The sequence below is a fragment of the Leucobacter japonicus genome (assembly GCF_001273855.1).
Taxonomy (GTDB): domain Bacteria; phylum Actinomycetota; class Actinomycetes; order Actinomycetales; family Microbacteriaceae; genus Leucobacter; species Leucobacter japonicus.
Genome location: NZ_JHBX01000079.1, coordinates 1 through 25,600, shown reverse-complemented (window position 1 = coordinate 25,600; position 25,600 = coordinate 1). Strand labels below are relative to the sequence as shown.

Genomic DNA, 25,600 nt, shown 5'->3' with positions numbered 1-25,600 from the left:
ATGGATCTTCGAGTGGCTGCCTACGCGGTGGTAGAGCGGCGCGGCAAGATCCTGCTGACGCATTGGCGACGCGGGCACCTGCACGGCTGGACACTCCCCGGGGGCGGCATCGAGAGCGGTGAGGATCCCCGTGACGCCGTCATACGCGAGGTGGCCGAGGAGACCGGGCTCGAAGCCCGAGTCGGCAAGCTGCTCGGTGTCGATTCCCGCGTGATGGTGCGTGAAGAAGTGCCCGCCGGCGATGATCCCGAGCTCCATACGATCCGCATCGTCTATCGCGCAACGGTCTTGGATGGGCCGCTGCGGAACGAGGTTGGCGGCTCCTCCGATGAGGCGCGCTGGGTACCCCTGCGTGAAATCAAGTCGCTGCGTACCCTCTCACTGGTGCAGACGGGGTTGCGGATGGCGGGACTGCACCGTCGGCCCCCGGCGAAGGCTGTGAAGGGCGGAAGCCGGCAGCAGCGCCAGGGCAAGCCGCGCAAATAACGGAGTCTATGCAGAGAAGGGGCGCCCGAACCAGTTGGTCCGGGCGCCCCTTCTCTGTCAATACGCGCAATACGCGTCAGTTGGCGCTGGAACTTTCGGGAGCGACCCACAGCTCATCATCGGTGCGGAAGGCCTGCCAGAGGGCGTAGCCGACGCCCACCGCCGCAGCGATGCCGATGCCGAGAGCGATCACGCCGCCCTTGCTCTTCTTCTCAGCCTTGAGATAGCCGGAACGTTCACCGAACCCGCGCACCTGCTTCGCAGCGTCGTGGTTGTCGAGCTCGTCGAGGGTGCGAATCGTGCGCGCAAGAGCGCTGGCGACGAACGGCGTCGTCGCGCGGCGCACGGTGTCGGCTGCACGACGGGCATTGGCGACCCCGCGGTCGATCTTCGGGCGCACGGCCTCAAGCGCGTCGTCCACGCGGGGCGCGAGGTGCTCATCGCTCAGCCGACGAGCCTGGCTGCCGGCCTGACCCAGAACTTCTCCTGCGTGCCCGAGTACGAGGCGCTGCTGGTCGAGCAGCTCCTGGGCGTTCTTCCGCAGCTTGCGAAGTTCGCGGCGGCGCTTGCGTGAGAGATTCATTCGTATCCTCCTTGCTCGACGAGGCAAACCTGTCGGTGGTGTCACCCGTTGCGTCCACGCTACACCGAACCTGTGGTCGCAGGGCGTCCGTCGCAAGCGATCGCCCGGGATTCCAGGCGTTCTCCGGGGTCGAAGGGGGTTGACAGCAGTTTCTTTGTCAGTGCTGCCGCATAGACTGAAACCATGACCATTCACACTTCGGTAGCCACCATTCACACCAATCACGGCGACATCGTCATCAACCTCTTCGGCGATCACGCACCGAAGACGGTGAAGAACTTCGTCGACCTTGCCGAGAAGGGCTTCTACGACGGCGTCATCTTCCACCGCATCATTCCGAACTTCATGATTCAGGGCGGCGACCCGACCGGCACCGGTACCGGCGGCCCCGGCTACACCTTCGACGACGAGATCCACCCCGAGCTCGTCTTCGACCAGCCGTACCAGCTGGCTATGGCGAATGCGGGCAAGCGTCCCGACATGACCGGGCGCCTCGCGGGCACCAACGGGTCGCAGTTCTTCATCACCACGACCGCTCCCGACTGGCTGAACGGCAAGCACAGCATCTTCGGCGTCGTCGCCGATGATGCGTCAAAGGCAGTCGTCGACGCGATCTCAGGTGTGCAGACCGGTGGTCAGGATCGCCCGGTCGAAGACGTCGTGATCTCCGGCGTCGACGTCGTCGCAGCCTAAGGAATTCCGAAGGTGACGAACGGGTCGGGGCCGGCATTCGGCGAACGCGTCGAGTACGGCCCCGACGACGTCTGTTACCGGCACCCGAATGTGCACAGCTTCACGCTGTGCCAGCGGTGCGGCCGCACGATCTGTGGTGACTGCCAGGTCGTCTCTGCGGTCGGGGTGCTGTGCCCCGAATGCACGAAGCAGATGCAGGCACCGGTGACGCAGCGCGCTGCGCGGTCCACTCGGGTTGCTGGCCGTCGCATTGCGGCACTGGAGACTCCGGTGACCTACGCGATCATGGCGCTCTGCACCGTGGTCTTTATTGCGCAGTGGCTGGGGTCGGCCTTTGCTGATGACGGCGTGACGCGCGCTCTCTGGTACGCGCCGCTGTATTCCGTGCCCGGAGTGTTCGAACCGTGGCGACTGGTCACGGCGATGTTCACCCACTCCACCGGATTCATCTTCCACATCCTCTTCAATCTGTACACGTTGTGGCTCTTCGGAAGAAACCTGGAGCAGATGATCGGGCGGGTGGCGTACGCGCTCCTCTACGTCTTCGCCGGAATCGGCGGATCACTCGGCGTGATGCTCTGGGCGTATGCCGACCCGCAGACGATGCTCGTACCCACTGTCGGTGCATCCGGCGCGATCTTCGGTGTACTCGCGGCCACGCTGGTCGCGCTGAAGGCCGCTCAGGTGAATATCACCTCGCTCGCCGTGCTGATCGGTCTGAACTTCGCGATCGGCTTCATCCCCGGTACGGCGATTTCCTGGCAAGCCCACCTCGGCGGCATGGTCGTCGGTGCGTTGACGATGTGGATGCTGTTGGCGACGCGCGGGCCGCGACGTCGCACCTTGCGCGTGACCGGGCTCGTCGGCATCGGTGTGCTCCTGGTAGTGCTCGCGGGCGCCTACTTCGTCATGGTGCCGGGAGGCTAATGCTCGGGTGATCCGGTGCGCGTCGCATTGACCAGAAACGACTGAAGGCCCTCGGGAAACCGAGGGCCTTCGAGTTATCCACAGGTTCATCCCCAGTTGGGGAAGAATTACACCGGTGTGGTTTTCTGTCTGCTCGCCGGGAAAGCGAAGCTGAACAGCAAGTTTTCAGTTACTTCCACCACGGAGTCATCAGGAACCCAACGAGCACCAGGCCGAACCCGATAAAGATGTTTGCCTGACCGAGCGCCGGTACCGGCAGCTGCAGCCCTGCGCTGGTGATGTAGTAGAGCACGATCCAGACGAGCCCCAGCAGCATGAAGCCGAACATGACCGGCTTGAACCAGACCGGGTTCGGAGCATCTTTGCGCGCAGCAGCGAGCTCCGCACGGTTCTGTTCGACCTCGGCCGACTTGCGCTTGCTTACATTCTTCCCAGCTGCTGCCATGCCGACAGTCTACCTGGAACCCGGTCTGCGCCCAGAGTGCGCGTCCTAGAATATGGGGGTGAGCGAGACGACTGAACCCCGGCGCCGTCGGCGGCGTGCGCGGCTGAGCCCGCTCACCGTGATCGGCGAAGTACTGCTGGTCGGCGGCATTGCCGTGCTGGGGTACATCGTGTGGCAGCCCTGGCACACCGGCGTGGGCGTGACGGCCAAGCAGACCGATCTGTCAGCGGAAGATTCGGCTCAGTGGGACGCAGAGGCTGCAACCGAGCCCTGGGACGGCGTCGTTCCTGTGCCGGCGAAGCCCGCAGCGGCGGATGTATTCGCAGTGCTCCATGTGCCCGCATTCGGTACGACCTACGCGAACCGCGTCGCTGAGACCACTGACTGGGATACGGTGCTGAATCTCGATGACAAGGGCATCGGTCATTACGAAACGACGCAGATGCCCGGTGAACCCGGCAACTTTGCGCTCGCGGGGCACCGATCCGGGCCGCTCATCAACTCCTTCCGTGAAGTGATGAATTTGCGCGTCGGTGATCCGCTGTTCGTCGAGACTCCCGAGGGCTGGTACACGTATCGATTCCGCTCGATTGAGTACGTGCTTCCCGATGAGGTTGACGTACTGAATCCGTTCCCGCGGCTCGAGGGCACTCCCGGCACGGACCAGATCTTGACGCTGACGACCTGCCACCCGAAGCTGGCGGGCAGCGACGAACGCGCCATCGCATACTCGGTGTACGAAGGCTTCCAGCCGCGCAGCGCGGGCCCACCGCAGGAACTGGTCGACCTCAACCCGACCATGGGCGCGACGCAGGCGCTGAGAGGAGATCAGGAATAGTGTTCTCGATACTCTGGCGATTCTTCCCCGGCCCCGCCTGGCTGCGCGTGATCGTGCTGCTGCTCGTCGCGGCGGCCGTGGTCTACGCACTTATCGCATACGTGTACCCCTGGGTCGCTCTGCAAATGCCGGGCGAGGAAGTGACGGTCGGCTCATGAGCAAGATACTGGTCATCGACAATTACGACAGCTTCGTCTACACCCTGAACGGGTACCTGCAGCAACTCGGCGCAGAGACGCATGTGATTCGCAATGATGAGGTGAGCGCCGGAGAACTCGAGGCGCTCGTCGCCGACTATGACGGCGTGCTCATCTCACCCGGCCCCGGTACCCCGACTGACGCCGGCGTCTCGATCGCGATGGTGGACCTTGCGCTCCGCACAGGTGTGCCGCTGCTCGGCGTCTGCTTGGGGCACCAGGCCATTGCCGAAGCGTTGGGAGCAACGGTGACGCACGCTGAAGAGCTCATGCACGGCAAGGTGTCGCGTGTGCGGCACACCGATGACGCCTTCTTTGCCGGTGTTGCGCAAGAGTTCGATGCGACGCGCTATCACTCGCTCGCTGTGGTGCGCGATACGGTGCCCGAGACTCTCGTGATCACCGCCGAGACCGCGAGCGGTATCGTGATGGCGTTGCGCCACCGCGAGCTGCCGATCTACGGCGTGCAGTATCACCCTGAGTCAGTTCTCACCGAGGGTGGGTATCAGCAGCTGGGCAATTGGCTGACCGTCGTCGGCGTGCCCAATGCTGCTGAGGTCGCGCGTACGCTGTCACCGTTGCTCGCGAAATAGGTCCGCATACACAAGGGCCGCTGACTTCCGGATGTGTGACGGAAGTCAGCGGCCCTTGTGTATCGGTGCCAACGTGTTGCAGCGATTACCCTGCGCAGTAGCGCAATTCGAGGCTTGAGCGTTGCGGCTGAGATCCGACCGCCGACTGCGAGACGATGGGGTACCCCTCGACCGTCGGGCAGGAGTTGTCAGCGGTGTAGGCGACCGTGAGGCCGAGGTTCTCGACCTGAGACTTGGCAACCTGCATGGGTGCGCCGGTGACATCGGGGATCGGCACATTGCCGCTGGATACCGTCATCTCGACGCCGGTTCCTGAGGCGACCGAGGTGCCGGGCTCGGGAGTCACGCTGAGCACCCGTCCCGCGGCTTCCGTCGGGTTGTCTTCCTTCGTGATGATGCCGACCGTCAGTCCGAGATCGTTCAACGCCTGCTTGTACTCATCTTCAGACATGCGCCCGATGCTCGGTACTTCAGCCTGCTCGGGCCCGGTCGACACGTAAATCGTGATGCTGTCGCCCGCGGTGAGGACGGTGCCGGGTTCAGGGTCGCTTGAGATGACGTGATCGTTCGCGACATCGGCGCTGTTCTGCTCGACGCTCGTCACAATGAGGTCGAGGTTTCGCAACGAATCGATGGCGTCACCTCGCTGCATGTCGACGAGTTCTGGCACGGCACGGGAGGTGTCGGGCAAGAACTCTTTTGGAGCGAGTGTGACGAGCCAGAACACCACGGCGACGATCACTGCACCGATGGTGAGAATCGCGGCCCAGGTCCACATGACTGGCGGGCGGCTCTGCGTACGCGCGGCTCCGCCGGCTTCGGAAAGCTGACGCAGTGCGAGGTCTGATTCCGAGACCTCTTCGCCGCCGGAGAAGAGCACAGTGTCTTGCTGCTGTACGGCAAGCTTCGGCATCTTGCCGCTGGCTGCTTCGCGCAGCGCTTCGCGGAACTCTGAAGCCGACTGGAAGCGCTTGGCACGATCTTTCGCGAGACCGTAGAGCACGACGCGATCGAGCTCGGGGGTCACATCGGGGTCGCGATCGCTCGGCGGCTTCGGGCGTTCGCTGACGTGCTGGTAGGCGACGGCCACTGCGGTGTCACCGCGGAACGGCACATCCCCGGTGAGGAGTTCGTAGAGCATGACCGCGGTCGAGTACAGGTCGGTGCGCGCGTCGATCGACTCGCCCTTCGCCTGTTCCGGAGAGAAGTACGCAGCTGTACCGAGAATCGCGGTGGTCTGCTGCAGTGTCGACGAGGTGTCTGACACGGCACGGGCGATACCGAAATCCATTACCTTCACTTGACCACTCTTCGTGATCATGATGTTGGCGGGCTTGATATCGCGGTGCACGATGCCGGCTCGGTGCGAGTACTCGAGAGCGGTCAGCACGGAGTCAACCACGCGGCAGGCCTCGGACTGCGAGAGGCGCCCCTCGGTCTCGAGCTGACGCAGGTTCGTTCCCTCGACGTACTCCATCACAATGAACGGAAGTCGCTTGGGGCCCTCGGCAGTTTGGATCAGGTCGTCGCCGGCGTCGAAGACGCGCACGACAGTCGGATGCGCCATGCGCGATGCCGACTGCGCCTCTTGGCGGAATCGTGAACGGAACTGTTCGTCACCCGCGAGGTCGGCTTTCATCACCTTGATCGCGACCTGACGGCCGAGCTTGGTGTCGGTGCCGCGGTACACGGTGGCCATGCCGCCTTGACCGACGAACTCCCCGATGGCGTACCGGCCGGCGAGAATTCGCTGCTCGCCGACGTCGGTCGATTCGGGCATGTTCACCTCTTCCGTGCTCATGGGATGCCTTCCAAGTTTACCTGGGCGCTAGCCCCGAAAATACCGTGTGTTTAGTTCGCCGCTGCGGTGCCAGTAGCGCCTGCGGCGGCGGTGCCATTCGCACCGGAAGTACTCGTGCCGCTGGCTGAGCCACTCGAGCTCGAGTTCCCCTCGGTGTCAGCATCGCTCTCAGACTGAGCGTCCGAGTCTTTGTCTGGCTGGACGGTCACACTCAGTGCCGGTGACGCCGGTGACGCGGCTGAGTAGCTGCCATTCGAGCAGGTGAAGGTGTACGTAATCGTGATCGTTCCCTCCTTCGTCGCGCGCACCTGAGCGGAACCGCCCGAGGCCGGGCTCGAGAGAGTTCCGGCATCACTCACCGTGACGACGTAGTCGCTGGGGGTGAGTCCTGCGGGGCACGTGCCCGAGATGCCTTGGATCGCAAAAGTGTCGCCGACCGTCACACTTGAGGGGCCCGACGGGGCACTGGGCTGCGAAATGTCGCCGAATGCGATGCTGTACGTGAGCGTGATCGACTCATCCAACGGAACGGTCGTGCCGGTGGGGTTGACGTCGGTGACGAGATTGGCCGAGGCCGGGTCGGTCGGGTTGCCGGCGACGGTGCGCACATTCGTGAACCCCAGGTCCGCGAGCGCTTGCGCAGCGGCATCCACGTTCATCCCGACCAGCGAATCACCATCGACGATGCCCGTCGTGGGCTTCGGCGGGGTAGTCGTCTTCGGCGGCGTGGTCGTCTTCGGTGTGCTCGTCGTCGGCGTCTTATCCGTATTGCCGCTGTTGTTGTTGAGCAGCGCGATCGCCGTGCCGCCTCCGATCAACAGGAGCAGCGCGAGCAGCGTGATGAGCGGCCACGTCCAGCGGCTCTTCTTTTTCTTCGGCGCGTCGCCGGCAGCGGCCTCGTCACCCTCCACGCCCGAGTCCGGCAGCACGGAGGTGCCGGGCAGCGCGGTGGTCTGCGGCAGTGCCGTGGTGGCGGCATCGGACACGGTGGTCTGCGGCAGTGCGGTGGTAGCGGGCTGGCTGTCGCCGAGCACCTGCGGCACGTAGCTCGCCGCGAGCTGCACGTCACCGCGGTGCAGGGCCGTCGCCGCCTGCGCGAGCTTGGCCGCGGTCAGCGGTCGGCCTGCGGCATCTTTCGCGAGGCAGGCGTACACCAGGTTGCGCACGGGCTCGGGAATGTCGGTCGGCAGATCCGGCGGGGTGTCATTGATCTGCGCCATGGCGATCGCGACCTGCGACTCACCGGTGAAGGGACGCTTGCCTGCGAGGCACTCGTATGCGACGACGCCGAGCGAGTAGATGTCGGTCGCCGGGGTGGCAGTGTGGCCGCTGGCCTGCTCGGGAGCAAGGTACTGCACCGTTCCCATGACCTGGCCGGTCGCGGTGAGGGGCACCTGATCGGCGATGCGTGCGATACCGAAGTCGGTGATCTTCACGCGGCCCTCGGGCGTGATCAGCAGGTTGCCCGGCTTGATGTCGCGGTGCACGAGGCCGGCATCGTGCGCGGCCTGCAGCGACGTTGCGGTCTGCGCCACGATGCCGAGCACGCGATTCGCCGGCAGGCGGCCTTCACGCTCGATGATCGCGGAGAGCGGCTCACCGGGAACGAGCTCCATGACGATGTAGGCGGAGCCCTGCTCCTCGCCGTAATCGAAGACGTTGGCGATGCCCTCGTGGTTCACGAGTGCGGCGTGACGGGCCTCGGCGCGGAAGCGCTCGAGGAACCCGGGGTCGCCCATGTACTCGTCTTTGAGGATCTTGATGGCGACGGTGCGCCCGATGATGCTATCGGTCGCCTTCCACACTTCACCCATGCCACCGACGGCGATCCTCGAGCTGAGCTCGTAGCGTCCGCCGAATGTGATCCCTGCCGCTGGTCTCATTCGCTCAACACCGCTTCCATAACTTGTTTTGCCACAGCTGTCGGGAGGTCGAAAGAACCGCCCACGTTTTGATATGCCTCGCCGCCACCATCGGCGATCACGACCGCAACCGCGACCTGAGGATCATCTACCGGTGCGAAACCAGTGAACCACAAGGTATATGGCAACGGATTCCCATCCGCGTCATTCCCATTCTCTGCGGTTCCGGTCTTCCCGGCGACGCGCACGCCGTCGATGGCCGCTTTCTGCGCGAGTCCATCCGTAGTGTCCACGCCGCGCTCCATCATCTGGGTGATGAGGTCGGCCGTCTTCTTCGAGATCGGCTGGCTGAACTGTTCGGGAGTGTATTCCTTCTCGACCGTGAGGTCGGGCGTGATGACCTTCTCGACGACGTTCGGCTTCATGACCACGCCACCGTTGGCGATGCCCGCGGAAACCATCGCGATCTGCAGCGGCGTCGCACGCACATCCTGCTGACCGATCGACGAGAGCGCTACCTGCGCCTTGCCGTCGGGAGTCGGCGACTGGCTCGGCGTGACCGTCATCGGGATCGAGAGATCTTTCTCGAATCCGAACTGTTCGGCCATGTCGGGCACCGCGTTGTCGTCGAGCTGCGTGGTCATCTCGGCGATGGGAATGTTGCACGACATCACGATCGCCTGCTCGAGCGTCGCCTTGGCTCCCGTGCCGCAGGTGCTGCGCGAGGCGTTCTGCAGTACCGAGGTCGACTGCGGCAGGGTCCACTGCGCCGGGTTGTCGAACTCGGTCGACGGCGTCGCTTTGCCGGCTTCGATCGCGGCCGCAGCCGAGACGAGCTTGTAGACCGACCCGGGGTGGTACAGGTCGCCGGCGATCGCGCGGTTCTGCAGGGGCTGGGTCGGGTCTTCGTTGAGCTGCCGGTAGTTCGTGATGATGTCGGCGTTGTTGTTACTCGAGAGTTGGTTCGGGTCGTAGCCGGGCGTCGACACCATGGCCAGCACCTTGCCGGTCTTGGGTTCGAGCGCGACGACAGCGCCCGAGAAGCCGTTCTGCGTCATCGCGTCGTAGGCCGCCTGCTGTGCCGCGGGGTCGATGGTGGTCTCGACCGAGCTGCCTTGCGGCTCGACGCCATTGAGGGTGTTCATGATGCGCGAGAAGAACTGCGCGTTGCCGCTGCCCGAGAGGTCTTGGTTCATCGCAGATTCGAGCCCGGTCATGCCCTGCTGACGGGAGAAGTACCCGGTGAGCGGCGCGTAGAGGGGGCCGTTCGAATACTGGCGCACGTACCGGTAATCGTCATCGGTCGGCGTCGAGAACGCGACGGGGTCGCCGTCGACCAGAATCGAGCCGCGCTCTACCTTGTAGCTGTTCATCAGCGTGCGTGAGTTGAGGTCGTTCGCGCGCAGGTCGTCGGCCTGCACGAACTGGATCATCGTCACCGAGAAGAACAGCACGATGAACATGCCGAACACGGCGCGGGTAATGAACTTGAGCGGCTTGTTCACGAGCGAATCACCAGCTTCGGTCGGTTGCGCACGGAATTCGAGAGCAGGATCAGCAGCGCGATGATGATCCAGTTCGACACCAGCGAGGATCCGCCCGACGCCAGGAACGGTGCGGTGAGGCCGGTGAGCGGGATCACGCGGGTGACGCCGCCGACGACGATGAAGACCTGGAAGGCCAGCGTGAACGCGAGGCCTGAAGCGAGCAGCTTGCCGAACTCGTCGTGGCCCGCGAAGCCGATCCGGAGCCCGCGACCGACGAGCAGTAGATAGGCGGCGAGAATCACGAACAGGCCGATGAGCCCGAGCTCTTCGCCGAGGCTCGGAATGATGTAGTCACTGAACGACAGCGGGGTGACCTCGGGGTAGCCCTGGCCGAGCCCGGTACCGGTCATGCCGCCGTTGGCCATGCCGAAGAGCCCCTGCACCATCTGGTAGCTCGCGCCGCTCGGGTCGGCGAACGGATCGAGCCAGTTGGCGAATCGGTTGCCGACATAGCTCAGCGTCTGGCTGGCGATCAGGCCGCCGCCGATGAAGAGGCCGAGGCCGAGCACGATCCAGCCGATCCTGCCCGTTGCAATGTAGAGCATCGAGAGGAACAGGCCGAAGTAGAGCAGTGAGGTGCCGAGGTCGCGCTGGAAGACGAGCACCGACATGGCGGCAAGCCAGAAGACGATGAGCGGGCCGAGATCTCGAGCGCGCGGGAACCGGATGCCGAGAATCTTCTTGCCGGCCATCGCGAGCGAGTCGCGGCTGCGCACCAGATACCCGGCGAAGAAGATCGCGAGCAGGATCTTGGCAATCTCACCCGGCTGGAATGAGAATCCGCCGATGTGAATCCAGACGCGAGCGCCGTTGATGGTCTGCCCGATGCCGGGAAGCATCGGGAGCAGCAGCAGAATGACCGCGGCCAAGCCGGTCAGGTAGGTGTACCGGAACAGCACCATATGGTTGCGGATCACCCAGAGAATGACAATTGCCGCGACCACCGCGATGGTCGACCAGAGCAACTGGCGCGACCCGTCGGCGTCGGGGGCGTCGGGGGAGAGCGAGATGCGGTAGATCATCGCGACGCCCACCATGTTGAGCATGGCCGCGATCGGCATGATCAGCGGGTCGGCGTCGGGTGCGATGCGGCGAATGGTGAAGTGCAGGCCGAAGAGCGCGACGACGTAGGCGATGCCCATCGGCAGCAGGGTCGCCGTAACGGCGCCGTTGACGGTGAGATCGATGATAATGACGGCGGCGACGCCGATGGCGATCGCCAGAATCAGCAGCGAGAGCTCGAGACCGAGCAGTTTGCGGGGCGCGCGCAGCGCGGTGATGCGCTGCAGCACGGTCTCGCTCGTGCGGGTCTTCTCGAAGGTGCGGGGCTCGTTCGCTCCGGCGGATGCGTCAGTCATTCGCATCCCCCAATCGCAGCACGATGTCGCGCGCCTCCTCGATCGAGCCGGCGGAGAGCGTGCGACTCACCTGACGCTGCTCGAGCCCATCGAGGTCGCTCAGCGGAATCTCGGTGTCTTCCGCGATCGAATGCAGTGAGAACGAACCGATGTTCTGCTGCACGCCCTGGTAAATGATGACCGTGTCGCCGTCGGTACCGACGAAGTAGCGGGTCTGCGTCCACTGGTAGCCGATGACGAGCGCGCCGCCGATCGCGACCAGCACAGCGATGGCGCCGAACGCCCACAGCAGGCGGCGGCGGCGATTGCGTCGCCGCGTCTCGGCCATGAGCTCGGCCAAGTACTCGTCGACGCGCGACTCGAAGTGGCTCTCTTCGACGACCGGAGGCTTGCGCACCGGGCGCTTTCGGCTGAGCAGGCGATTGCGAGCGGTGGAGGTGCTGCCGTCGATGTCGGATTCGGCGGTCGCCGCCGACCCCGCGAAGCGCGGGCCCTGATGCTTGAGCTCGAGCGTTTCGTCGGGATTGATCTCCGGTGCGGCTTCGGTCTCGACGAGCACGACCGTCACATTGTCGGGGGCACCGTGCGACAGGCTCTTGTCGATGAGTGCGTCGACGGCGCCCTGCAGCGATGAGCGCCGGCGCAGAATCTTCTCGATATCTTCATCGTCGACGTACCCGCACAGCCCGTCGGAGCAGAGCAGCCAGACATCGTTCGGCTGCGTATCGACGACCTGCGTATCGACCTGCGGAGACGAGTCAACGTCGCCCAGCACGCGCATCAGCACGGAACGACGCGGGTGGATCTTCGCTTCTTCTTCAGTGATCTTGCCGCTGTCGACGAGACGCTGCACGAAGGTGTGGTCTTTCGTGACCTGGCTCAGCGTGTTGTCGCGCAACAGATACAAGCGACTATCGCCGATGTGCCCGATGGCCAGCTGATCCCCCACCGGAATGATGCCGGTGAACGTCGTGCCCATGCCCGCGAGCTCGGGGCGGTCGCGCACGGTCGAGCGCAGTGCAGCATTGGTGTCGAGGATCGCCGTGCGCAGCACATTGGTCATCGCCTCGGGGCTGCCCGTGGGCGGCACATCGAGCTTCGCCATGGCCTTCGCAGCGATCGCGGAGGCGACATCGCCACCCGCGTGCCCGCCCATGCCATCGGCGACCAGGTAGATGAAGTCACCCGCGAACGCGGAATCCTGGTTGTTCGAGCGCACCATGCCCACATGCGAGCCGATGGCGCTTTCGTAGACGACCGTCACGCTCAGGGCCTCAACTCGAAGGTGGTCGTGCCGATGGTGACGGGCGTGAACGGGGCAACGGGAACGGACTTCGTGACGCGAGCTCCGTCGAGCTTCGTGCCGTTGGTGGAGTCGAGGTCGGTGAGAATCCACTGCTCACCGGTGCGCACGAGTCGTGCGTGGTAAGTGGAGGTGTATTCGTCGACGATGACGAGGGTCGAGTCGCTGCTGCGGCCGATCGTGACGAGGTCTTCGTCGAGCTCGATCGAGGTGCCGGTGGCGACGCCTGACGTGATGACGAGGTGGCGCGGTGCGCCGAACCCGCCGGCGGAGGGCAGAGCGCCGCCGCTGGGGGTGATCGCGGGGCCCGAACTGTGGGGCACGGCTTGCGTCGCGGCCGACTGCGGAGCCGGTGCTGCGGTGACCGGGGCCGCGGGCTGCGGGGTGACCGCCTGCACGGATGGGCCCGAATCGCCCTTCATGCGGCGCACGGGAGCGCCGAACAGATCGCTGCGCAGGGCGTACACAATGGCGAAGATGAAGATCCACAGCAGCAGTAGGAAACCGATGCGGAGGATCAGGAGCGTGAGTTCGCTCGTCACAGGCCTCTCCAGAAGTCTTCGTCGATTCCGGGGGCGGCGCTCGGCGTCGCGTTCGGATTCGGAGTGGGCGCAGCAGTGCGTCGCGGTGCAGGAGTGCTGGGGGAGACCGGGGCTGCGGGAGTCGTGGGTCGTGCGGGTGCAGAAGTTTGGGGTGCCGGGGTCGCTCGCGTCGGTGCGGCGGGTGCCGGGGTGCGCTGTGCGGCGGCCGAGCGGCCGGGCACCAGCTGGAACTGGAGGCCGGTCTGGCCGATCGTGATGATGGTGCCGGGGGAGAGCGCGGCCTCGCGGAAGCGCTGGCCGTTGATCTTCGATCCGTTGGTCGAGCCGAGATCTCGGGCGATGCCGGCCGCACCATCCCAGATGAGTTCGAGATGCTTGCGCGATGCCGCGTTGTCGCCGATGCGAATGCCGCAGTCGCTGCCGCGACCGACCGTCGTGGTGCCTCGACGCAGTTCGTGGCGCGTGCCGTCGACATCGACGACCGCAACCCAGTCGACGGCGCCTTCGACGCGCGAAGCGTCGACCTGCAGCACGCCGGCGGTAATGGAGTGGTCTTCGCGGATCTCGACGTCGGGTTCGCCGAGCAGCTGGTAGCTCTGTCGCTTGGCGTGCTTCAGCACGACCCCGCGCAGCTCTTGCTCGAGCGTGCCGCCGAGCTGCAGCAGTCGGGCCGCGTCTTTCTCGGAGACGCGCACGACAAACCGGTTGGGGGCGAGCACGCGATCGCGGTCGACGATCACGGCGCCGATATCGAGTTCGCGCTTCAGTGCCGACGCGATCTCGACGGGCTGCACGCCGGAGCGGAAGGTGCGTGCGAAGGCGCCATTGACGGCACGCTCGAGCCCGCGCTCCACGCTGTCCAGAATGCCCACGAGTCGGTACGTCCCTCCATGAACCACGGGCGGCGCCCGCGGCGGTTTGCTTTAGTTTAGCCCGCTTTGGTGTGCGGGCCCCAGGGTGCTAAGCTAGGGGAGTTGTCTGAGTGGAGACGCTCAGGAAACGACTCGCGCGAGTGGCGGAATGGCAGACGCGCTGGCTTCAGGTGCCAGTGCCCGCAAGGGCGTGGGGGTTCAAGTCCCCCCTCGCGCACGAGTGATGAGATAGGCCCCGGTTCTTTGTGAATCGGGGCCTATTGCGTTGTGTGAAGGCTTCCAGGTTCATTTGGCCTCGGGCCCGTCGAGCACTTGCCTGACCAGCCATTCTTCGGGCACCGATTCGACGAAACGCATACAGTTTTCGACGTCAAGTGTGTGCGTTTCGTCGAATCGGTGTGCGAGGCGTCGTACGCCGCGCGGCCGACTCACAGCCCCACGTGCACCCCGGTGATGCGGCCGCTCTGCACCAGAAACCCTCGCCCGGGCGGAAAATCGGCGCGCTTCGCGTGCGTGAACGGGGTGGTGAACACCGAAGGCGCGTCATTTGCGTCGGGTTGGAGCGCGAGTGCCCAGCGCGCACCGCGCAGCGGCGAGGCGAGTTCCCACACGGTTCCCAGCGTGGCGTTCTCACCCTCGACGATGGTCGTCGCGTCACTGCGGCGCAGCAGTTTCAGCAGTGCGCCGAGCGCAGCCTCGTTGCCGCTCCCGTCGAACCCGCCGATGTCTTCGATGACGACGATCGCGCGAGCGCCGGGCCGCGGGAATGGTGGAGGGATGGTGGAGGAAGCCGCGGGCTCGGAGGGCTCAGCTTCAGGAGGAACGGTGCCGACGAGCGGCAGCAACGTGAGGCCCGCCGGCGCCGCGGGGGTGCCGCCGAGTGCGCGTGTGAGGCGTTCGATGAGCTCGGTCCGAGATTCCGCGGTGTCGGCTATCGTCGACCACGCGGCCGCAGTACGCAACTCGCTGCGCCGCGGGGCGATCAGCACGGCCTCGAGCGGGCGCTCAGCTATTCCGGCGTCTTCGTTCATGGCCGCGAGCAGCGAGCGAACCGCATGCGTGCGCCCGGAACCCGCCGGCCCGGTGACGAGTGCCAACCCCTCACCCGGTGTGCCCACGCCCTCGAGGTGGTCGGTGTCGAGAGCGAATGGCGCGCTCGCGCCGGTGCTGCGCACGATGTCTGAGCGGTCGATCGCCGCGGGAACCGCGGGCACCGGTGCCGGTCGGTCGATAAGTTGTTCACCCATCCGCAGCGCCAGCTGTTCTAGTGCAGCGCGAGTGTCAGAAAGATCACCGGTCGCCCCGGGCAGTGCAATGTGGAGCTCGTCGCCAGAACCGATGCGAATGGCCCGCCCGGGCCCGGTGTTCTCGAGTGCCTCAAGGGGTACCCCGAGCATCTGGTAGTCCGCCTCAGCGGTCAGCCGCAACGCGAGGCGCTCTGAGAAGCTTGATGCGAGGGAGGCGGGGAGTCCGTTCGACCGTTCGGAGGTGAGCACGACGTGCACGTTGGTGCCGCGTCCGCTCGCCGCAATGTCGATGAGATCGGCGAACGGGTCGGCGCCACCGCCGCGATGCTCGTGCGCGTCGCGGAACGCCGCGAGTCCATCGAGCAACACGATCACCGGCGCGGGGTTCTCGGCAGCCGCGGCTGTTCGCTCAGCGATGGTGTGCTTCGCGAGTGCGAGCAAGCGGATGACGCGATCGCGCTCGTCGCCCGGAACGATGTCGCCCGTGTGCGGCAGCGCCGTGAGCATTCCGAGGCGCCCGCCGGCGCAGTCGATACCGTAGAGATGCGTACGTGGATCGGCGGTCACCGCCGAGACGGCGAGCGAGATGAGAGTGGTGGTCTTGCCAGAGCCCGCGCCACCAAAGATCGCGAGGTTGCCGATCTCTGCGAGCTGCACCATATACGGAGACTGCCGTTGCGACTGCGGTTCATCGATCAGGCCGAGCAGCACACCGGCCGCTGCGCCGCGTCGGGCGCTGCGAGCGGCGGCCGACGGAGGCCGCAGAGAATCGACCGGCAACTCGTCAGGCAGTTGATCGACCCAGGGGCGGCGCGGGGTTGCCGTGCCGAGGTGCTGCGCGGCGTTGCGAATGTTGTTGGCGAGCGTCTCGATGTCGCGAGTGCCGCGGTGGGCTCGTGCGGCTCCCGACCGCGCTTCGGGGATCAGATTCCACGGCTCGCGCTCACCGAATTCGAGGTCGCGCACCTCGACGGCGTCGCGGTACTCGGTCTCGGCGCGACCACCGAGATACCCCGCCTGCAGGTGCGCCAGACGCCCGGCACCGACCTTGATCGCTGCTCGACCAGGAACCTCGGGTGAAAACAGTGCCGCGTCTGCGACGCCGATCACGTCTGAGCTGTCGGCCGGATCCGCCATGCGCAGCGCAACACGCAAATTCGTGTTGGCGCGGAGGTTGTCGGTGATGACCCCGGCCGGCCGCTGCGTAGCCATCACCAGGTGCAGGCCGAGCGACCGTCCGCGCTGGGCGACGTCGATCACGCCGTCGACGAACTCGGGAATCTCTTTCGCCAGCGCTGCGAACTCGTCGATGACGATCACGAGTGCTGGCGGAGCTTCCGAGTCGCCGCGCCGCTCCAGTGCGATGAGATCTTTGGCACCTTTTTCGGCCAACAACTCCTCGCGATACCGGAGCTCCGCGCGAAGCGAGGTCAGGGCTCGGCGTACCAGGTGGGTATTGAGGTCGGTCACGAGGCCGACCGTGTGCGGCAGATCGACGCAGTCGGCAAACGCGGCACCGCCTTTGTAATCGACGAGCATCAATTACCGCAATGAACGATGTCCCCCCACTGCGTGTGGATCTTGATGGTGTCGTCCGCCAGGATCTCCACGAACCGAACGGTTGCACGCAGGAATGACTGTTGCTCATCAACCTTGAGCGCCGGCCAATGGCGCAGCGCTTCGGTCCGCCCTTCCAAGTAGTGCGACGCCGAATTTCGGGACGCCTTCGCCGCGTCTGCTTGCTGCGATTCCAGCTCCGCAATCTCGGATTGCAGCGCGGATCGAGCTGCAGCGTGTTCCTCGGTGGAGAGTCGTTCCATCGCCAAGTTGATGTTCAAGTTGACCAACGCCTGGTTGAGCTGCTTGAGACGCCCAGCCAGTAGAGACGTGTCTACGGGCGCGGATGTGTCGATAACCTCTGCGCCAATTGGTAGCCCCATGACCCATCGTCCAACGAGTTCGTCAACAGGCTCGCAAACCCGCGTCTTGCGCGGATGCTTCTCGGTTGCAGTGCATGTGTAGGAGCGGAGCCTGCTGTTCGAGACGTTCCCGACGCGCTTACGCCCGCAGTGACACACGGCGAGCGTTGAGAGCAGGTAGGGCGAGACTCGGGGGCGCTTGGCGATCGACCTATCGCGTCGACGGTCCATGAAACGCGCGTACTCATCCGGGCTGATTACGCCGTCGTGCACGCCTGGAACCAGTTCGCCATTGAACGAGATCTGACCGGAGTGGAATGGCGACTCGAGACAACCACGCACTGCGGCGAATTGCCAGAGGTTTCCGCGCTTCGAGCGGTGCCCGTTCTCGTTTAGCCAGTTGGCGATAGCGACGAGTCCACTGCCCTCTGCGTACATCGCATACATGCTGCGGATGGTCGCGCGGTCACCTTCCGAGATCGTCGCGACACCATCGACTAGCCTCCACCCCCACGGCATGCTCCCAGTCGGTGGCAACCCTAGGCTTACTCTCCGGGCGAATACTTCTTGCCACTGCTCTCCGATCTGTTCAGATTGGAACGCGGCGTATTCCGTCATCACCCCGCGGGCGAAGCGTCCGGATGCGGTTGCAGTGTCGATTGGCTCAGTGGCGGATTCGATCCTCCCGCCCGCGATGTCGACACGGTCAGCAGCAATCGCCCAGTCCTTGCGATTACGCGACAGGCGCGACCACTTCCACAGCACGATCACGTCAGCAGCACGGCTATCGATCATGTCCATTACTCGCTGGACTGCAGGCCGCTTCGACCAGTTGCGACCCGACAGCCCTTCATCGACCTCTACGCCGACGACGTCGTAGCCGTTCTGCTCGCAGTGGTTTCGGCCGGCGAGTTCTTGTAGTTCGATGCTGATCGAGTCATCACGCGAGACCGACTGGCGAAGGTACAGAACCGCCTTCTTTGGTGCCGATGGGACAGCTTTCAACGAGGGCATCAGGCAACCGCGACTTTCTTCGCCCACTGGCCGTCGCCCATGCGAGCGAATGCGTACAGGTAGTCGCCGAGTCGATCAAGAGTGCGCATGTAGGCCTCAACGATGTAGTCCATGACATTGAGCTCCTGTGCGATGGCTTCGACGTTGTTCCCGAACTTCAACTCAGCGTGCTCGAAGTCGATCATGGCGATCAGGTAGTGCGCCGCCCACTCGTCTGCACGGCGCTCGTCACGCTCGTCATACACGCCGAACATCGTGCGCCGGTCACCACGGATGAAGTGAGCGAGCTCATGGCAGAGAACGGACCGCTCGAGACGTTCCAGCATGCCCTCCTGCAGGCGAATCACGCGCTCGTCAATGTTGCAGTCGCCGTCGCGGTCTAGATGCGAGAGATCGGCGTACTCGATACGCACACCGAGCGACTCTGCTAGGTCGAACAGATCCTGCACCATTCCTCCTTAGTCGTAGGTGACTTCGCCGCGGTTCTTGCTCCGCTTCTTTGCTGCCAATGTGAAATCGCTTTGCTGGGCGGGTTCATTAGTGTCATCGGAACCGCCGACATTTATCGACTCGTCATCGCCTGAATCCCCATCTTGGGCTTCGCGCTTCAGTGCGCGCATCCGCAGGACGTGCAGTACCTCCGAGTCGGCGAATGGCTCGAGCATCTTCTCGAGGCGGAAGCGGGGCGAAAGTGTGGAGATGCGATCGAGCGCGGCTTGGAGGTTCGCGTCACGGTCAGTTAGCTCTCCGGTTCCGACAGGAAAACCTGCTGCGATGAGAGCCTCATCGCGCGACACGCCGAGGGCGTTTGCGGTTACCGTGGCCAATTTGTGGCTCGGTGACTCCTTACCGGCGAGCCATTTGCTTACCCGGTCGGCCTTGATGTGGCCCTCTGATTCGCGCACAAGATCGGCTTGTTTCCAGGCGCGTTCGGTGAGTTGAGCGCGTAGCCAGTCCGACCATGTGTTTTCAGTCATGCCCACAGTATTGCGCACGCGCAACAGTTGCGCAAGTTGCGAGCTAGTTGCGCGCCCCAGAAACATCACTTATGGTGGACGCAACATCAACTTGCGAACACCAGAAAGGGGGCCAAAGTGCTCAAGGTAGACACCACCGCGATGGTCGAAATTGCAGCCCAAGAGGGATGGATTCACGACAACGGACGGCTCGCTGGAACCATCAACGCGCGACGCATGGCGGCGGGGCTCGGAGTCTCCGTATCCACCATCACACGGGCATACGACGAAGGCGCGACGGGGCTGCTCCTGCTCGAGAAGTTGCACGACATCTCGGGCCTGCCCCTGGACTCGCTCGTGACGAAGGTTGCGGCGTGATGACCGAGATCCTGCAAATCGATGTTGACGCGGCTCAACGTCGCGCCGAGCGGATACGCTTCCATGCCACGAATGCGAACGAGGCGATGGAGTCGCTTCAGAAGCTTGTACACACGGCTCGCGACCTAGAGGACCATGTCACCCTCGGCTACGCATCATGGACGGCCTACGTCACTGACCTGTTCGGGAACGAGCCACTGCGCCTCGCTCGGGACGTACGTCGAGAACTTGTTGCTGAGCTTACTGAAGCAGGTATGAGCACCAGGGCAATCGCCCCGATTGTCGGCACTGGGTTCAAGACAGTGGCTCGCGACATCGAAGCGGCGCGAGGTGTGTCATCTGACACACCTGAACTCATCAAGGGCAGTCGCCCGGATGAAGCTGCGGCGCTCATGTCCTCTGGGTTCGTGGAGTCTATCGATGACCTCACCGTGAACACACGTACGGGCGAAGTAATCGACCGCCCTGTCGAAACGACAGAGCACACGGTGACGGAGAAGGTGAAGACAGTGACCGGGCTTGACGGCAAGGAGTACAAACGCCCCGAGCCGCGTCCGCGTGAATCGACACCAGTGCTCACTGGTGATGCGGCTGAGCTACAGAATGCGATCGCCACAGCCAAGGCTGTTGGGCAGTCGCTCGCATCCCTCGAAAGGTTCCAGTACGAGAGAGCGCGAAACACGTTCCTCGATGTCACGTGGCCATCGGGCCGCGATGAAGTGCAACCCGTCCACAGGGCGCTCGTTAGCCCCGACGAGATGCGTCGAATTGCCGAGTATCTCACCACTCTTGCAAACGAAATGGAGTCACGCCATGAGCACTAAAGAGATCTACTCCCGTGTTTGGTTCGAAACCGTCGATGCTGCGAGCGACTTTGGCATGGACAAGGGCGACGCCGAGGCTCAAGCGGTCGAGACACTCATGGTTGAGGTCCGGGCTGGGCGGCTAGAAATCGATGTCGAGAAAGCGCTCCTTTCGGAAATCCGCAAGGCAGATGCCACCCATGGCCGACATGCTGATGCTTTGCTCTCGAAGATCGCTGCGGGAGACGTGCCGCTCGTGTTCGAGGACTTCGAAATGGTTGTCACCCTTGGCGCTGGCCAGCGAAAGACCTGGTATTACGTTCGGCCCGAGGATCTCGACGTTATGAACGAGATTCGATACAAAAACTTCCGGGCCTCACGTGACTCGTTCCAGCGGTTCAACAGCGACATCATGGCGATCCGCCCTATTGTCCACGAGTTCGAGACTATGGGCGCCGCGTTCGAAGCTGGAGCGTTTTCGAAGAAGCAGGCGGCGGCGTGATGGAAACGTTCGAGTCTTGCCGGCGCACTGCGGGACGCGTTCTCGGGAGGGCGCTCACCCGGATTCTGAACTCTGACCCCCGTGAGGCTGCGGAAGCGGCGTGGAAGCCGGGTGGTCCTTCGGTTGATGAGTTGGAGGTGTTGGTGAGAGAGATCCAGGCCGACTTCGCTGATCCCGTGTACCGGGCAATCGCCTAACTAGTTCCTTCCTCTTCTGGGGTTTCGACCCCACCGGTGCTTGGTGCACCCAAAAACGGGCCGGTCGGCCTCATAACTGGCCGGTTCACGACAAGGCCTAAACAGCCGCCCACCGTCACGAGAGCCCCTTTCATCGGGCGTTCCACGACTGGCACCAGGGCATTGAACTGAATAACAGATAACCGGCACACGGCGTCGCATCGGGAGTAATGACCTGATGCTCACGGCTTCGTGTGTGGGGAGTGGTTGGCAGCACCAGAGATGGTGTGCGCGATCCATACGTGGGGGCTCTGGTGGCCCTTCGGTGCGAGTTGTTGGCGTGCGATTTTGGCCTGCTTGGTGGTGGGAACGGTGCCGTATCGGTTAAGCGGCTCAGAGTTTTTTTGGCCCCGCGTTGGTGGGGAACCGGGCACGGGTTATGTGCGGGCGGCGCATGGTGTCGCGTCATGGCTGGGTTACCCGGTGACGTGCAGGGATCGTGACCCTGACCGCCACGGCGGAAAGTCCGCTGAAGAGAGGTGGATGTTGTGATTGAGGCAGTTGTTTGGCTCGTGGTGTGGTTCATTCTTGCGGGCGCTGGGACGTGGTTGGCGGTGGCTCTGTTCTCGCTGATCGGTGTGGGGATTGCTGGCGCGATTGACAGTGTTTGGCCCGCTGCAGTGTTCGGCTTTCTTGGGTGGGTGGGCGGTATTGCCTGGCTGATCTTCGCTGCTGTGCATGTCGTGCTTCAGGTGATCGACGTGGTGCAGTTGGTGACTGCGTAGTTGGTTTGGCCCGTGTGTGCGCTCGCGGATCGGCGCACGGGTACTGGCGCTTTAGTGCGTCATCGCGGCCCAATGTGGGTTGGCGGCGGCATCGGGGTTTGCCGTACGGGATGGGCTGCGTAGCGGTCGTACCTAGATAAGGGGTCAGTCGATGGAACTACGGCTGGCCCCATATTCCCGCACAAGTTTTGAGACAAGGGAGTTCGATATGCCAAGTGATGAGCAGTGGGAGAGATTGCGGTCCCGGCTTCTTCATAACCACGTGACAACGGATCTTGCGCTGCACGGGCCGCGACCAATGGGCCAATGCAGGGCGTGCGACTACGAACGCGAGCAGCACGAACGGGCAGCGAGGCAAGGGCGATGAAGTCGAAGGAAGAGATCGAAGCGCGGATCGCGGAGTTGCGTGGTCAGCGTGGGTATGCAGATGAGCTTGAAGAGGCGTCTCCGGGCGAGGAACTAGGCGACTCGGTATGGGAGCGCGAGTCGGTTGCACTTACGCGTCTGATCCGGGAACTGGAATGGGTGGTGTCATGAGCGACAAGTTCGTAGCAAGCAACGGGATCCGAGTGAAGCGCACAATTCATGGGTCAGTGGAGTTCGGTATGGGCGGAAACGTGCAGGCCAAATCAGCGATGGCGCTGCGTGAGTTCTTCCAGCATGAGCGCGACCAGGAACTCGGGCGGTGGCGGTGGCCCGAGAACCCGGATTACGTGGTGTACCCCACTGGTGAGGACTCCGCTTGCGCGGTAGATGAACGTTCCCGCGACAGCTCGGTGCAGACTCGCGACCTGGTTCGGCTCCGAGAGCAACTCGAGGGAATGAGCGGGGGCGTTCATGGCGCTCTAGTCGCTTTCTTCGCCGCTCACCCGGAGCCGAAGCCGTGGCATGACGCGAAACCCGGCGAAGTGTGGGAATTCACTTATGTGCAGATGGGCGGGGGCGACATCACGAGGGTGTTCACCGTGGACTCGCTCAAGCAGTTCCGCAACACGAATGGGGTACGCGTGGACGTGGCATACCAGGTCCTATCCGCTCGTCGCATTTGGCCGGTGGTGTCGGATGTTCAATAGCGTGGCGACTGTTCGTGATCCTGAGCCGTGGGTGGTTCATTTCGGGTTGGGTGAGGGGAATCGGCGGTATGCGTCGTGGGTTCCTGGCGCGTTGGATCAGCCGCGCATGGTTGAGCCGCCCCGGAAGTCGGCGGTGTTGGTGAAGTTTCGTGAAGCGACTCTGCTGCTTGGTGTGGGTGCGTTCTATAACGCGCGCTGCTGGCTCGATTTCATGGACGACTTTCCGGGCCATTTGGAGGCTGGTGTACCCGACGACGAACTCGATCATCTGGTGCGGGTTCTGCATCGTCTCGTGAACGTGTACGGGGAGGCGTGATGGATTACATCGACCCTGTCACTGGTGCGATTGTTGCGGTGCTGGTGGCTGGTGTGGCTGTGTGGCAGCGACGCACGGCGATCCTCGTCTGGCTTGGGATCTGTGATGACTGAGTGGACTTTCGATTTCGATTGGTCGAAGCCGCCCCTGTCGTTGAACTATCGGATGCATCACATGCAGGCCGCGAAACTCACCAAAGAGATTCGCGGCCTCATCTGTACCCGGGCCGCTCACCTGCCCGTCATGCGGCGGTGCGAGGTGTCACTGACCTGGTTCGTGAACACCCGCACCCGACGCGACGACGAGAACCCCGTCCCCACGCTCAAAGCGTTGTGCGACGGCATCGTGGACGCCGGCATTGTCCCGGACGACACGAACGAATTCATGAAGAAGTTGATGCCGGTCATCGTGTACCGGCGAGGTGAGCCAGCGTCGATGCGGCTCACCATACGAGACATAGGAGAAGAGAATGACTATCCCGGAAACAGGCCTGCCGTTTCTTCCAGAGGGCTACTTCTGGCGAGTTACGCGCGGAACTGCGTCGAAGTACGTCTACGTGCAGATTCGAAAGCGCAGGTTGATCGGATCGGCCTGCGTAGCTAGCTCGATCCTTTCCAAGGGTGAAGCGACCGCGCGAACGATTCGTTCGCGCGCTGGGTTCGCTCTCAAGGATTTCGACCCGGACCACAACTATCGGCAGTTTGTTGGCGACTACCCGCCAAAGAAGTTGGAGGTGTCGTGATGTCGGAGACGCCAACGTTTTTGAACGAGACCCGGGGGTGGAATCCTCCGGGTCTTTCGTTTGGTGAGGGCCTATACGTCGATGACGTGGACCGCCCGGTCAAGGCGCACATGTGTGGGAAGTGCATGAACCCGCACACGCGAGAAGGCAACCCGGAATGCCCCAACCGGAAGCAGCCACTGTGAGCGCGCCGCGTCGTGATCCGTGGGGTGCGGACACGGTGTTTGAGGATGCCGGGGCGGATGGCGATCAGGGGTGGTGGCCGGACGACCCTTCAGGGTGGACGGCCGCGAACGATGCCGCGATCGACCGCATCAGAGAGGAGAAACACTTTGGGATATGAAGGTGTCGTGTACGACCTCCCGAACGAGGAGTACCACGCTCAAGAATCGCTCTCAGCGACCGGCGCGAAGACGCTGCTGAAGTCACCCGCGAAGTACAAGTACGAGGTGATCGACGGGCACGAGCAGTACAAGAAGTCCTATGACCTTGGCTCTGCTGTTCACGCGAAGGTGCTCGGTGTGGATGACGAGGTTGAGGTGTTCCAGTTTGATTCGTGGCGCACTAAGGAAGCTCGGGAGGCACGCGATGAGTCGAGGCAGGCAGGGCGTGTCCCGATGCTGGCGCACGAACTCGGCCCAGTGGATGCGATGGCGGAAGCCGTGCTCGGTCATGGTCTTGCCCGGAAGTTGATGGAGCGACCCGGCCGTTCTGAGGTGTCGATGTTCGGTGAGAGTAACGGGGTGCCGTTGCGGTGCCGCTTCGATCGGCTCCCCAACGAGGGGCATATCGCGGTCGACTTGAAGACCACCTGAGACGACGCCACCGCTGACGCGTTCGCAAGAAACGCAGCGAAGTACGGGTACGACATCGCACGAGGCCATTACCTCGACCTGCTCGAGATCGTGACCGGCCGGCGCATGGAGATGGTGTTCATCGTTGTCGAAACCGCAGCTCCACACCTTGTGAACCTGATCCAACTCGATCAGCAGTTCGCAGACATGGGGTACATCAAAGCGCTCGAAGCGCGAGACATCTACAAGCGATGCATGGAGTCAGGGGAGTGGCCCGGATACCCGGACACGAAGGTCGCGTTTGCTCGAGCACCGCACTTCGCAATCGCTGAATACCAGGAACGATTTGGAGAGAACGCATGACCGAAATTGAACAGTTGCTGCAGAAGCCAGCATCCCAGGGCGCGTTGGTGGAGCAGTCCCGTGCGGTCGCGGAGGTCGCTGCTGCAGTGCAGGTGGCGAAGTCGTTCCCGCGGGATACGAACCGTGCCGCAGAACAATCGAACGAGCTGTGCAGTCGCCTCGCGGTCGCCTCACGCGCGTTCTACTCAGTGCCCAAGCGTGGCTCCGGCATGAGTATCCACATCGCCCGTGAGCTGGCACGGATCTGGCAGAACGTTGACTACGGGGTGCGCGAGCTACGCCGAGACGACGAAGCGGGTGTCTCCGAGATGCAGGCGTGGGCGTGGGATCAGCAGGAGAATGTGCGCTCAACACGCTCGTTCATCGTCCCTCATCTTCGCTCCACCAGGAACGGAAACCAGGCGCTCACCGACCTCGGGGACATCTACCTCAACAACCAGAACCAGGGCGCGAAAGCGGTACGTGAGTGCATCTTCGCAATGCTC

General features: G+C 63.6%; 28 protein-coding genes, 1 tRNA gene and 1 pseudogene. 17 read left to right on the top strand and 13 right to left on the bottom strand.

Annotation, left to right across the window (positions count from 1 at the left end; translation table 11 throughout):
* Entirely contained in the window at window positions 1-486 is a 486-nt protein-coding gene (locus tag AMS67_RS02840; RefSeq protein WP_053386020.1) for an NUDIX hydrolase, read from the top strand.
* A gap of 76 nt (window positions 487-562) precedes the next feature.
* Here AMS67_RS02840 and AMS67_RS02835 read toward each other — a convergent pair whose 3' ends face one another.
* Entirely contained in the window at window positions 563-1,069 is a 507-nt protein-coding gene (locus AMS67_RS02835) for a hypothetical protein (protein ID WP_053386019.1), read from the bottom strand.
* 183 nt (window positions 1,070-1,252) lie between these two features.
* Here AMS67_RS02835 and AMS67_RS02830 point away from each other — a divergent pair, with 183 nt between their 5' ends.
* Together AMS67_RS02830 and AMS67_RS02825 are read left to right on the top strand one after the other, a co-directional pair.
* Window positions 1,253-1,762, top strand: coding sequence for a peptidylprolyl isomerase (locus AMS67_RS02830; RefSeq protein WP_053351415.1), 510 nt, complete (start codon window positions 1,253-1,255; stop codon window positions 1,760-1,762).
* Between the two features lie 12 nt (window positions 1,763-1,774).
* Window positions 1,775-2,689: a rhomboid family intramembrane serine protease gene (locus AMS67_RS02825; protein ID WP_053386018.1), complete on the top strand. Its 915-nt coding sequence runs from the start codon at window positions 1,775-1,777 to the stop codon at window positions 2,687-2,689.
* A 169-nt stretch (window positions 2,690-2,858) separates the two neighbouring features.
* Here the strand turns inward: AMS67_RS02825 and AMS67_RS02820 are convergent, their stop codons facing one another.
* Window positions 2,859-3,134, bottom strand: a complete 276-nt coding sequence (locus tag AMS67_RS02820) for a cell division protein CrgA (RefSeq protein ID WP_053351413.1) — start codon at window positions 3,132-3,134, stop codon at window positions 2,859-2,861.
* Between the two features lie 58 nt (window positions 3,135-3,192).
* Here AMS67_RS02820 and AMS67_RS02815 point away from each other — a divergent pair, with 58 nt between their 5' ends.
* Genes AMS67_RS02815 through AMS67_RS02810 form a run of 3 tightly spaced genes read left to right on the top strand, consistent with a single transcriptional unit; the run spans window position 3,193 to window position 4,762 of the window.
* On the top strand, window positions 3,193-3,972 hold the full coding sequence (locus AMS67_RS02815; protein WP_239683903.1) for a class E sortase: 780 nt from the start codon (window positions 3,193-3,195) through the stop codon (window positions 3,970-3,972).
* Window positions 3,972-4,130: a hypothetical protein gene (locus AMS67_RS17710; RefSeq protein ID WP_164477389.1), complete on the top strand. Its 159-nt coding sequence runs from the start codon at window positions 3,972-3,974 to the stop codon at window positions 4,128-4,130. The genes AMS67_RS02815 and AMS67_RS17710 overlap by 1 nt, the downstream gene beginning before the upstream one ends.
* A complete protein-coding gene (locus AMS67_RS02810) occupies window positions 4,127-4,762 on the top strand; it encodes an anthranilate synthase component II (RefSeq protein ID WP_053386017.1) in 636 nt (211 codons plus the stop codon). The genes AMS67_RS17710 and AMS67_RS02810 overlap by 4 nt, the downstream gene beginning before the upstream one ends.
* 85 nt (window positions 4,763-4,847) lie before the next feature.
* On the opposite strand, the gene pknB is transcribed toward AMS67_RS02810, so the two are convergent.
* From pknB to AMS67_RS02775, 7 genes are read right to left on the bottom strand one after another with little or no spacing between them, the layout of a single operon-like run.
* Complete coding sequence (gene pknB / locus AMS67_RS02805; protein WP_082305245.1) at window positions 4,848-6,563, bottom strand: Stk1 family PASTA domain-containing Ser/Thr kinase; 1,716 nt, start codon at window positions 6,561-6,563, stop codon at window positions 4,848-4,850.
* Between the two features lie 50 nt (window positions 6,564-6,613).
* Window positions 6,614-8,446: a serine/threonine-protein kinase gene (locus tag AMS67_RS02800; protein ID WP_082305244.1), complete on the bottom strand. Its 1,833-nt coding sequence runs from the start codon at window positions 8,444-8,446 to the stop codon at window positions 6,614-6,616.
* Window positions 8,443-9,930 carry a peptidoglycan D,D-transpeptidase FtsI family protein gene (locus AMS67_RS02795; RefSeq protein ID WP_053386016.1) on the bottom strand — a complete coding sequence of 496 codons (1,488 nt, stop codon included), beginning with the start codon at window positions 9,928-9,930 and terminating at the stop codon, window positions 8,443-8,445. The genes AMS67_RS02800 and AMS67_RS02795 overlap by 4 nt, the downstream gene beginning before the upstream one ends.
* Window positions 9,927-11,330 (bottom strand): FtsW/RodA/SpoVE family cell cycle protein, encoded by a 1,404-nt coding sequence (locus AMS67_RS02790; protein ID WP_053386015.1) that lies wholly within the window; start codon window positions 11,328-11,330, stop codon window positions 9,927-9,929. Before AMS67_RS02790 ends, AMS67_RS02795 begins: the two co-directional genes overlap by 4 nt.
* On the bottom strand, window positions 11,323-12,594 hold the full coding sequence (locus tag AMS67_RS02785; protein WP_193787062.1) for a Stp1/IreP family PP2C-type Ser/Thr phosphatase: 1,272 nt from the start codon (window positions 12,592-12,594) through the stop codon (window positions 11,323-11,325). Before AMS67_RS02785 ends, AMS67_RS02790 begins: the two co-directional genes overlap by 8 nt.
* A gap of 2 nt (window positions 12,595-12,596) precedes the next feature.
* Complete coding sequence (locus AMS67_RS02780) at window positions 12,597-13,175, bottom strand: FHA domain-containing protein FhaB/FipA (RefSeq protein WP_053386014.1); 579 nt, start codon at window positions 13,173-13,175, stop codon at window positions 12,597-12,599.
* On the bottom strand, window positions 13,172-14,047 hold the full coding sequence (locus tag AMS67_RS02775) for an FHA domain-containing protein (RefSeq protein ID WP_053386013.1): 876 nt from the start codon (window positions 14,045-14,047) through the stop codon (window positions 13,172-13,174). The genes AMS67_RS02780 and AMS67_RS02775 overlap by 4 nt, the downstream gene beginning before the upstream one ends.
* A 134-nt stretch (window positions 14,048-14,181) precedes the next feature.
* Between AMS67_RS02775 and AMS67_RS02770 the strand changes: the two genes are divergently transcribed.
* Window positions 14,182-14,264: transfer RNA gene (locus tag AMS67_RS02770), tRNA-Leu, on the top strand.
* A gap of 211 nt (window positions 14,265-14,475) precedes the next feature.
* Here AMS67_RS02770 and AMS67_RS02765 read toward each other — a convergent pair.
* Genes AMS67_RS02765 through AMS67_RS02750 form a run of 4 tightly spaced genes read right to left on the bottom strand, consistent with a single transcriptional unit; the run spans window position 14,476 to window position 19,204 of the window.
* Entirely contained in the window at window positions 14,476-16,833 is a 2,358-nt protein-coding gene (locus AMS67_RS02765; protein ID WP_053386012.1) for an FtsK/SpoIIIE domain-containing protein, read from the bottom strand.
* Window positions 16,833-18,218 (bottom strand): recombinase family protein, encoded by a 1,386-nt coding sequence (locus AMS67_RS02760; RefSeq protein WP_162230807.1) that lies wholly within the window; start codon window positions 18,216-18,218, stop codon window positions 16,833-16,835. Before AMS67_RS02760 ends, AMS67_RS02765 begins: the two co-directional genes overlap by 1 nt.
* An 8-nt stretch (window positions 18,219-18,226) precedes the next feature.
* Window positions 18,227-18,679 (bottom strand): ImmA/IrrE family metallo-endopeptidase, encoded by a 453-nt coding sequence (locus AMS67_RS02755; protein WP_053386010.1) that lies wholly within the window; start codon window positions 18,677-18,679, stop codon window positions 18,227-18,229.
* A gap of 6 nt (window positions 18,680-18,685) precedes the next feature.
* Window positions 18,686-19,204 carry a hypothetical protein gene (locus AMS67_RS02750; protein WP_156316512.1) on the bottom strand — a complete coding sequence of 173 codons (519 nt, stop codon included), beginning with the start codon at window positions 19,202-19,204 and terminating at the stop codon, window positions 18,686-18,688.
* 141 nt (window positions 19,205-19,345) lie between these two features.
* Here AMS67_RS02750 and AMS67_RS02745 point away from each other — a divergent pair, with 141 nt between their 5' ends.
* From AMS67_RS02745 to AMS67_RS02695, 10 genes and pseudogenes are all read left to right on the top strand, one after another.
* The gene (locus tag AMS67_RS02745; RefSeq protein ID WP_156316511.1) at window positions 19,346-19,561 is read left to right on the top strand and encodes a hypothetical protein; all 216 of its coding nucleotides are present in this window, start codon (window positions 19,346-19,348) and stop codon (window positions 19,559-19,561) included.
* Window positions 19,561-20,385: a hypothetical protein gene (locus AMS67_RS02740; RefSeq protein WP_053386007.1), complete on the top strand. Its 825-nt coding sequence runs from the start codon at window positions 19,561-19,563 to the stop codon at window positions 20,383-20,385. The genes AMS67_RS02745 and AMS67_RS02740 overlap by 1 nt, the downstream gene beginning before the upstream one ends.
* Window positions 20,375-20,866, top strand: a complete 492-nt coding sequence (locus AMS67_RS02735; RefSeq protein WP_053386006.1) for a hypothetical protein — start codon at window positions 20,375-20,377, stop codon at window positions 20,864-20,866. Before AMS67_RS02740 ends, AMS67_RS02735 begins: the two co-directional genes overlap by 11 nt.
* Before the next feature lie 724 nt (window positions 20,867-21,590).
* The gene (locus AMS67_RS02725; protein ID WP_156316510.1) at window positions 21,591-21,827 is read left to right on the top strand and encodes a hypothetical protein; all 237 of its coding nucleotides are present in this window, start codon (window positions 21,591-21,593) and stop codon (window positions 21,825-21,827) included.
* Window positions 21,828-22,190: 363 nt separating this feature from the next.
* On the top strand, window positions 22,191-22,364 hold the full coding sequence (locus AMS67_RS17220; RefSeq protein WP_156316509.1) for a hypothetical protein: 174 nt from the start codon (window positions 22,191-22,193) through the stop codon (window positions 22,362-22,364).
* A complete protein-coding gene (locus AMS67_RS02720) occupies window positions 22,361-22,900 on the top strand; it encodes a hypothetical protein (protein WP_053386003.1) in 540 nt (179 codons plus the stop codon). The genes AMS67_RS17220 and AMS67_RS02720 overlap by 4 nt, the downstream gene beginning before the upstream one ends.
* A 1-nt stretch (window position 22,901) precedes the next feature.
* A complete protein-coding gene (locus tag AMS67_RS02715; protein WP_156316508.1) occupies window positions 22,902-23,216 on the top strand; it encodes a hypothetical protein in 315 nt (104 codons plus the stop codon).
* Window positions 23,217-23,321: 105 nt separating this feature from the next.
* On the top strand, window positions 23,322-23,819 hold the full coding sequence (locus AMS67_RS02710; protein ID WP_075201199.1) for a hypothetical protein: 498 nt from the start codon (window positions 23,322-23,324) through the stop codon (window positions 23,817-23,819).
* Between the two features lie 369 nt (window positions 23,820-24,188).
* A pseudogene (locus tag AMS67_RS17950) lies at window positions 24,189-25,115 on the top strand (PD-(D/E)XK nuclease-like domain-containing protein).
* Window positions 25,112-25,600: hypothetical protein (locus tag AMS67_RS02695; protein WP_206541729.1), on the top strand; the 489-nt coding region annotated here is incomplete at its 3' end. The pseudogene AMS67_RS17950 and the gene AMS67_RS02695, both read left to right, overlap by 4 nt.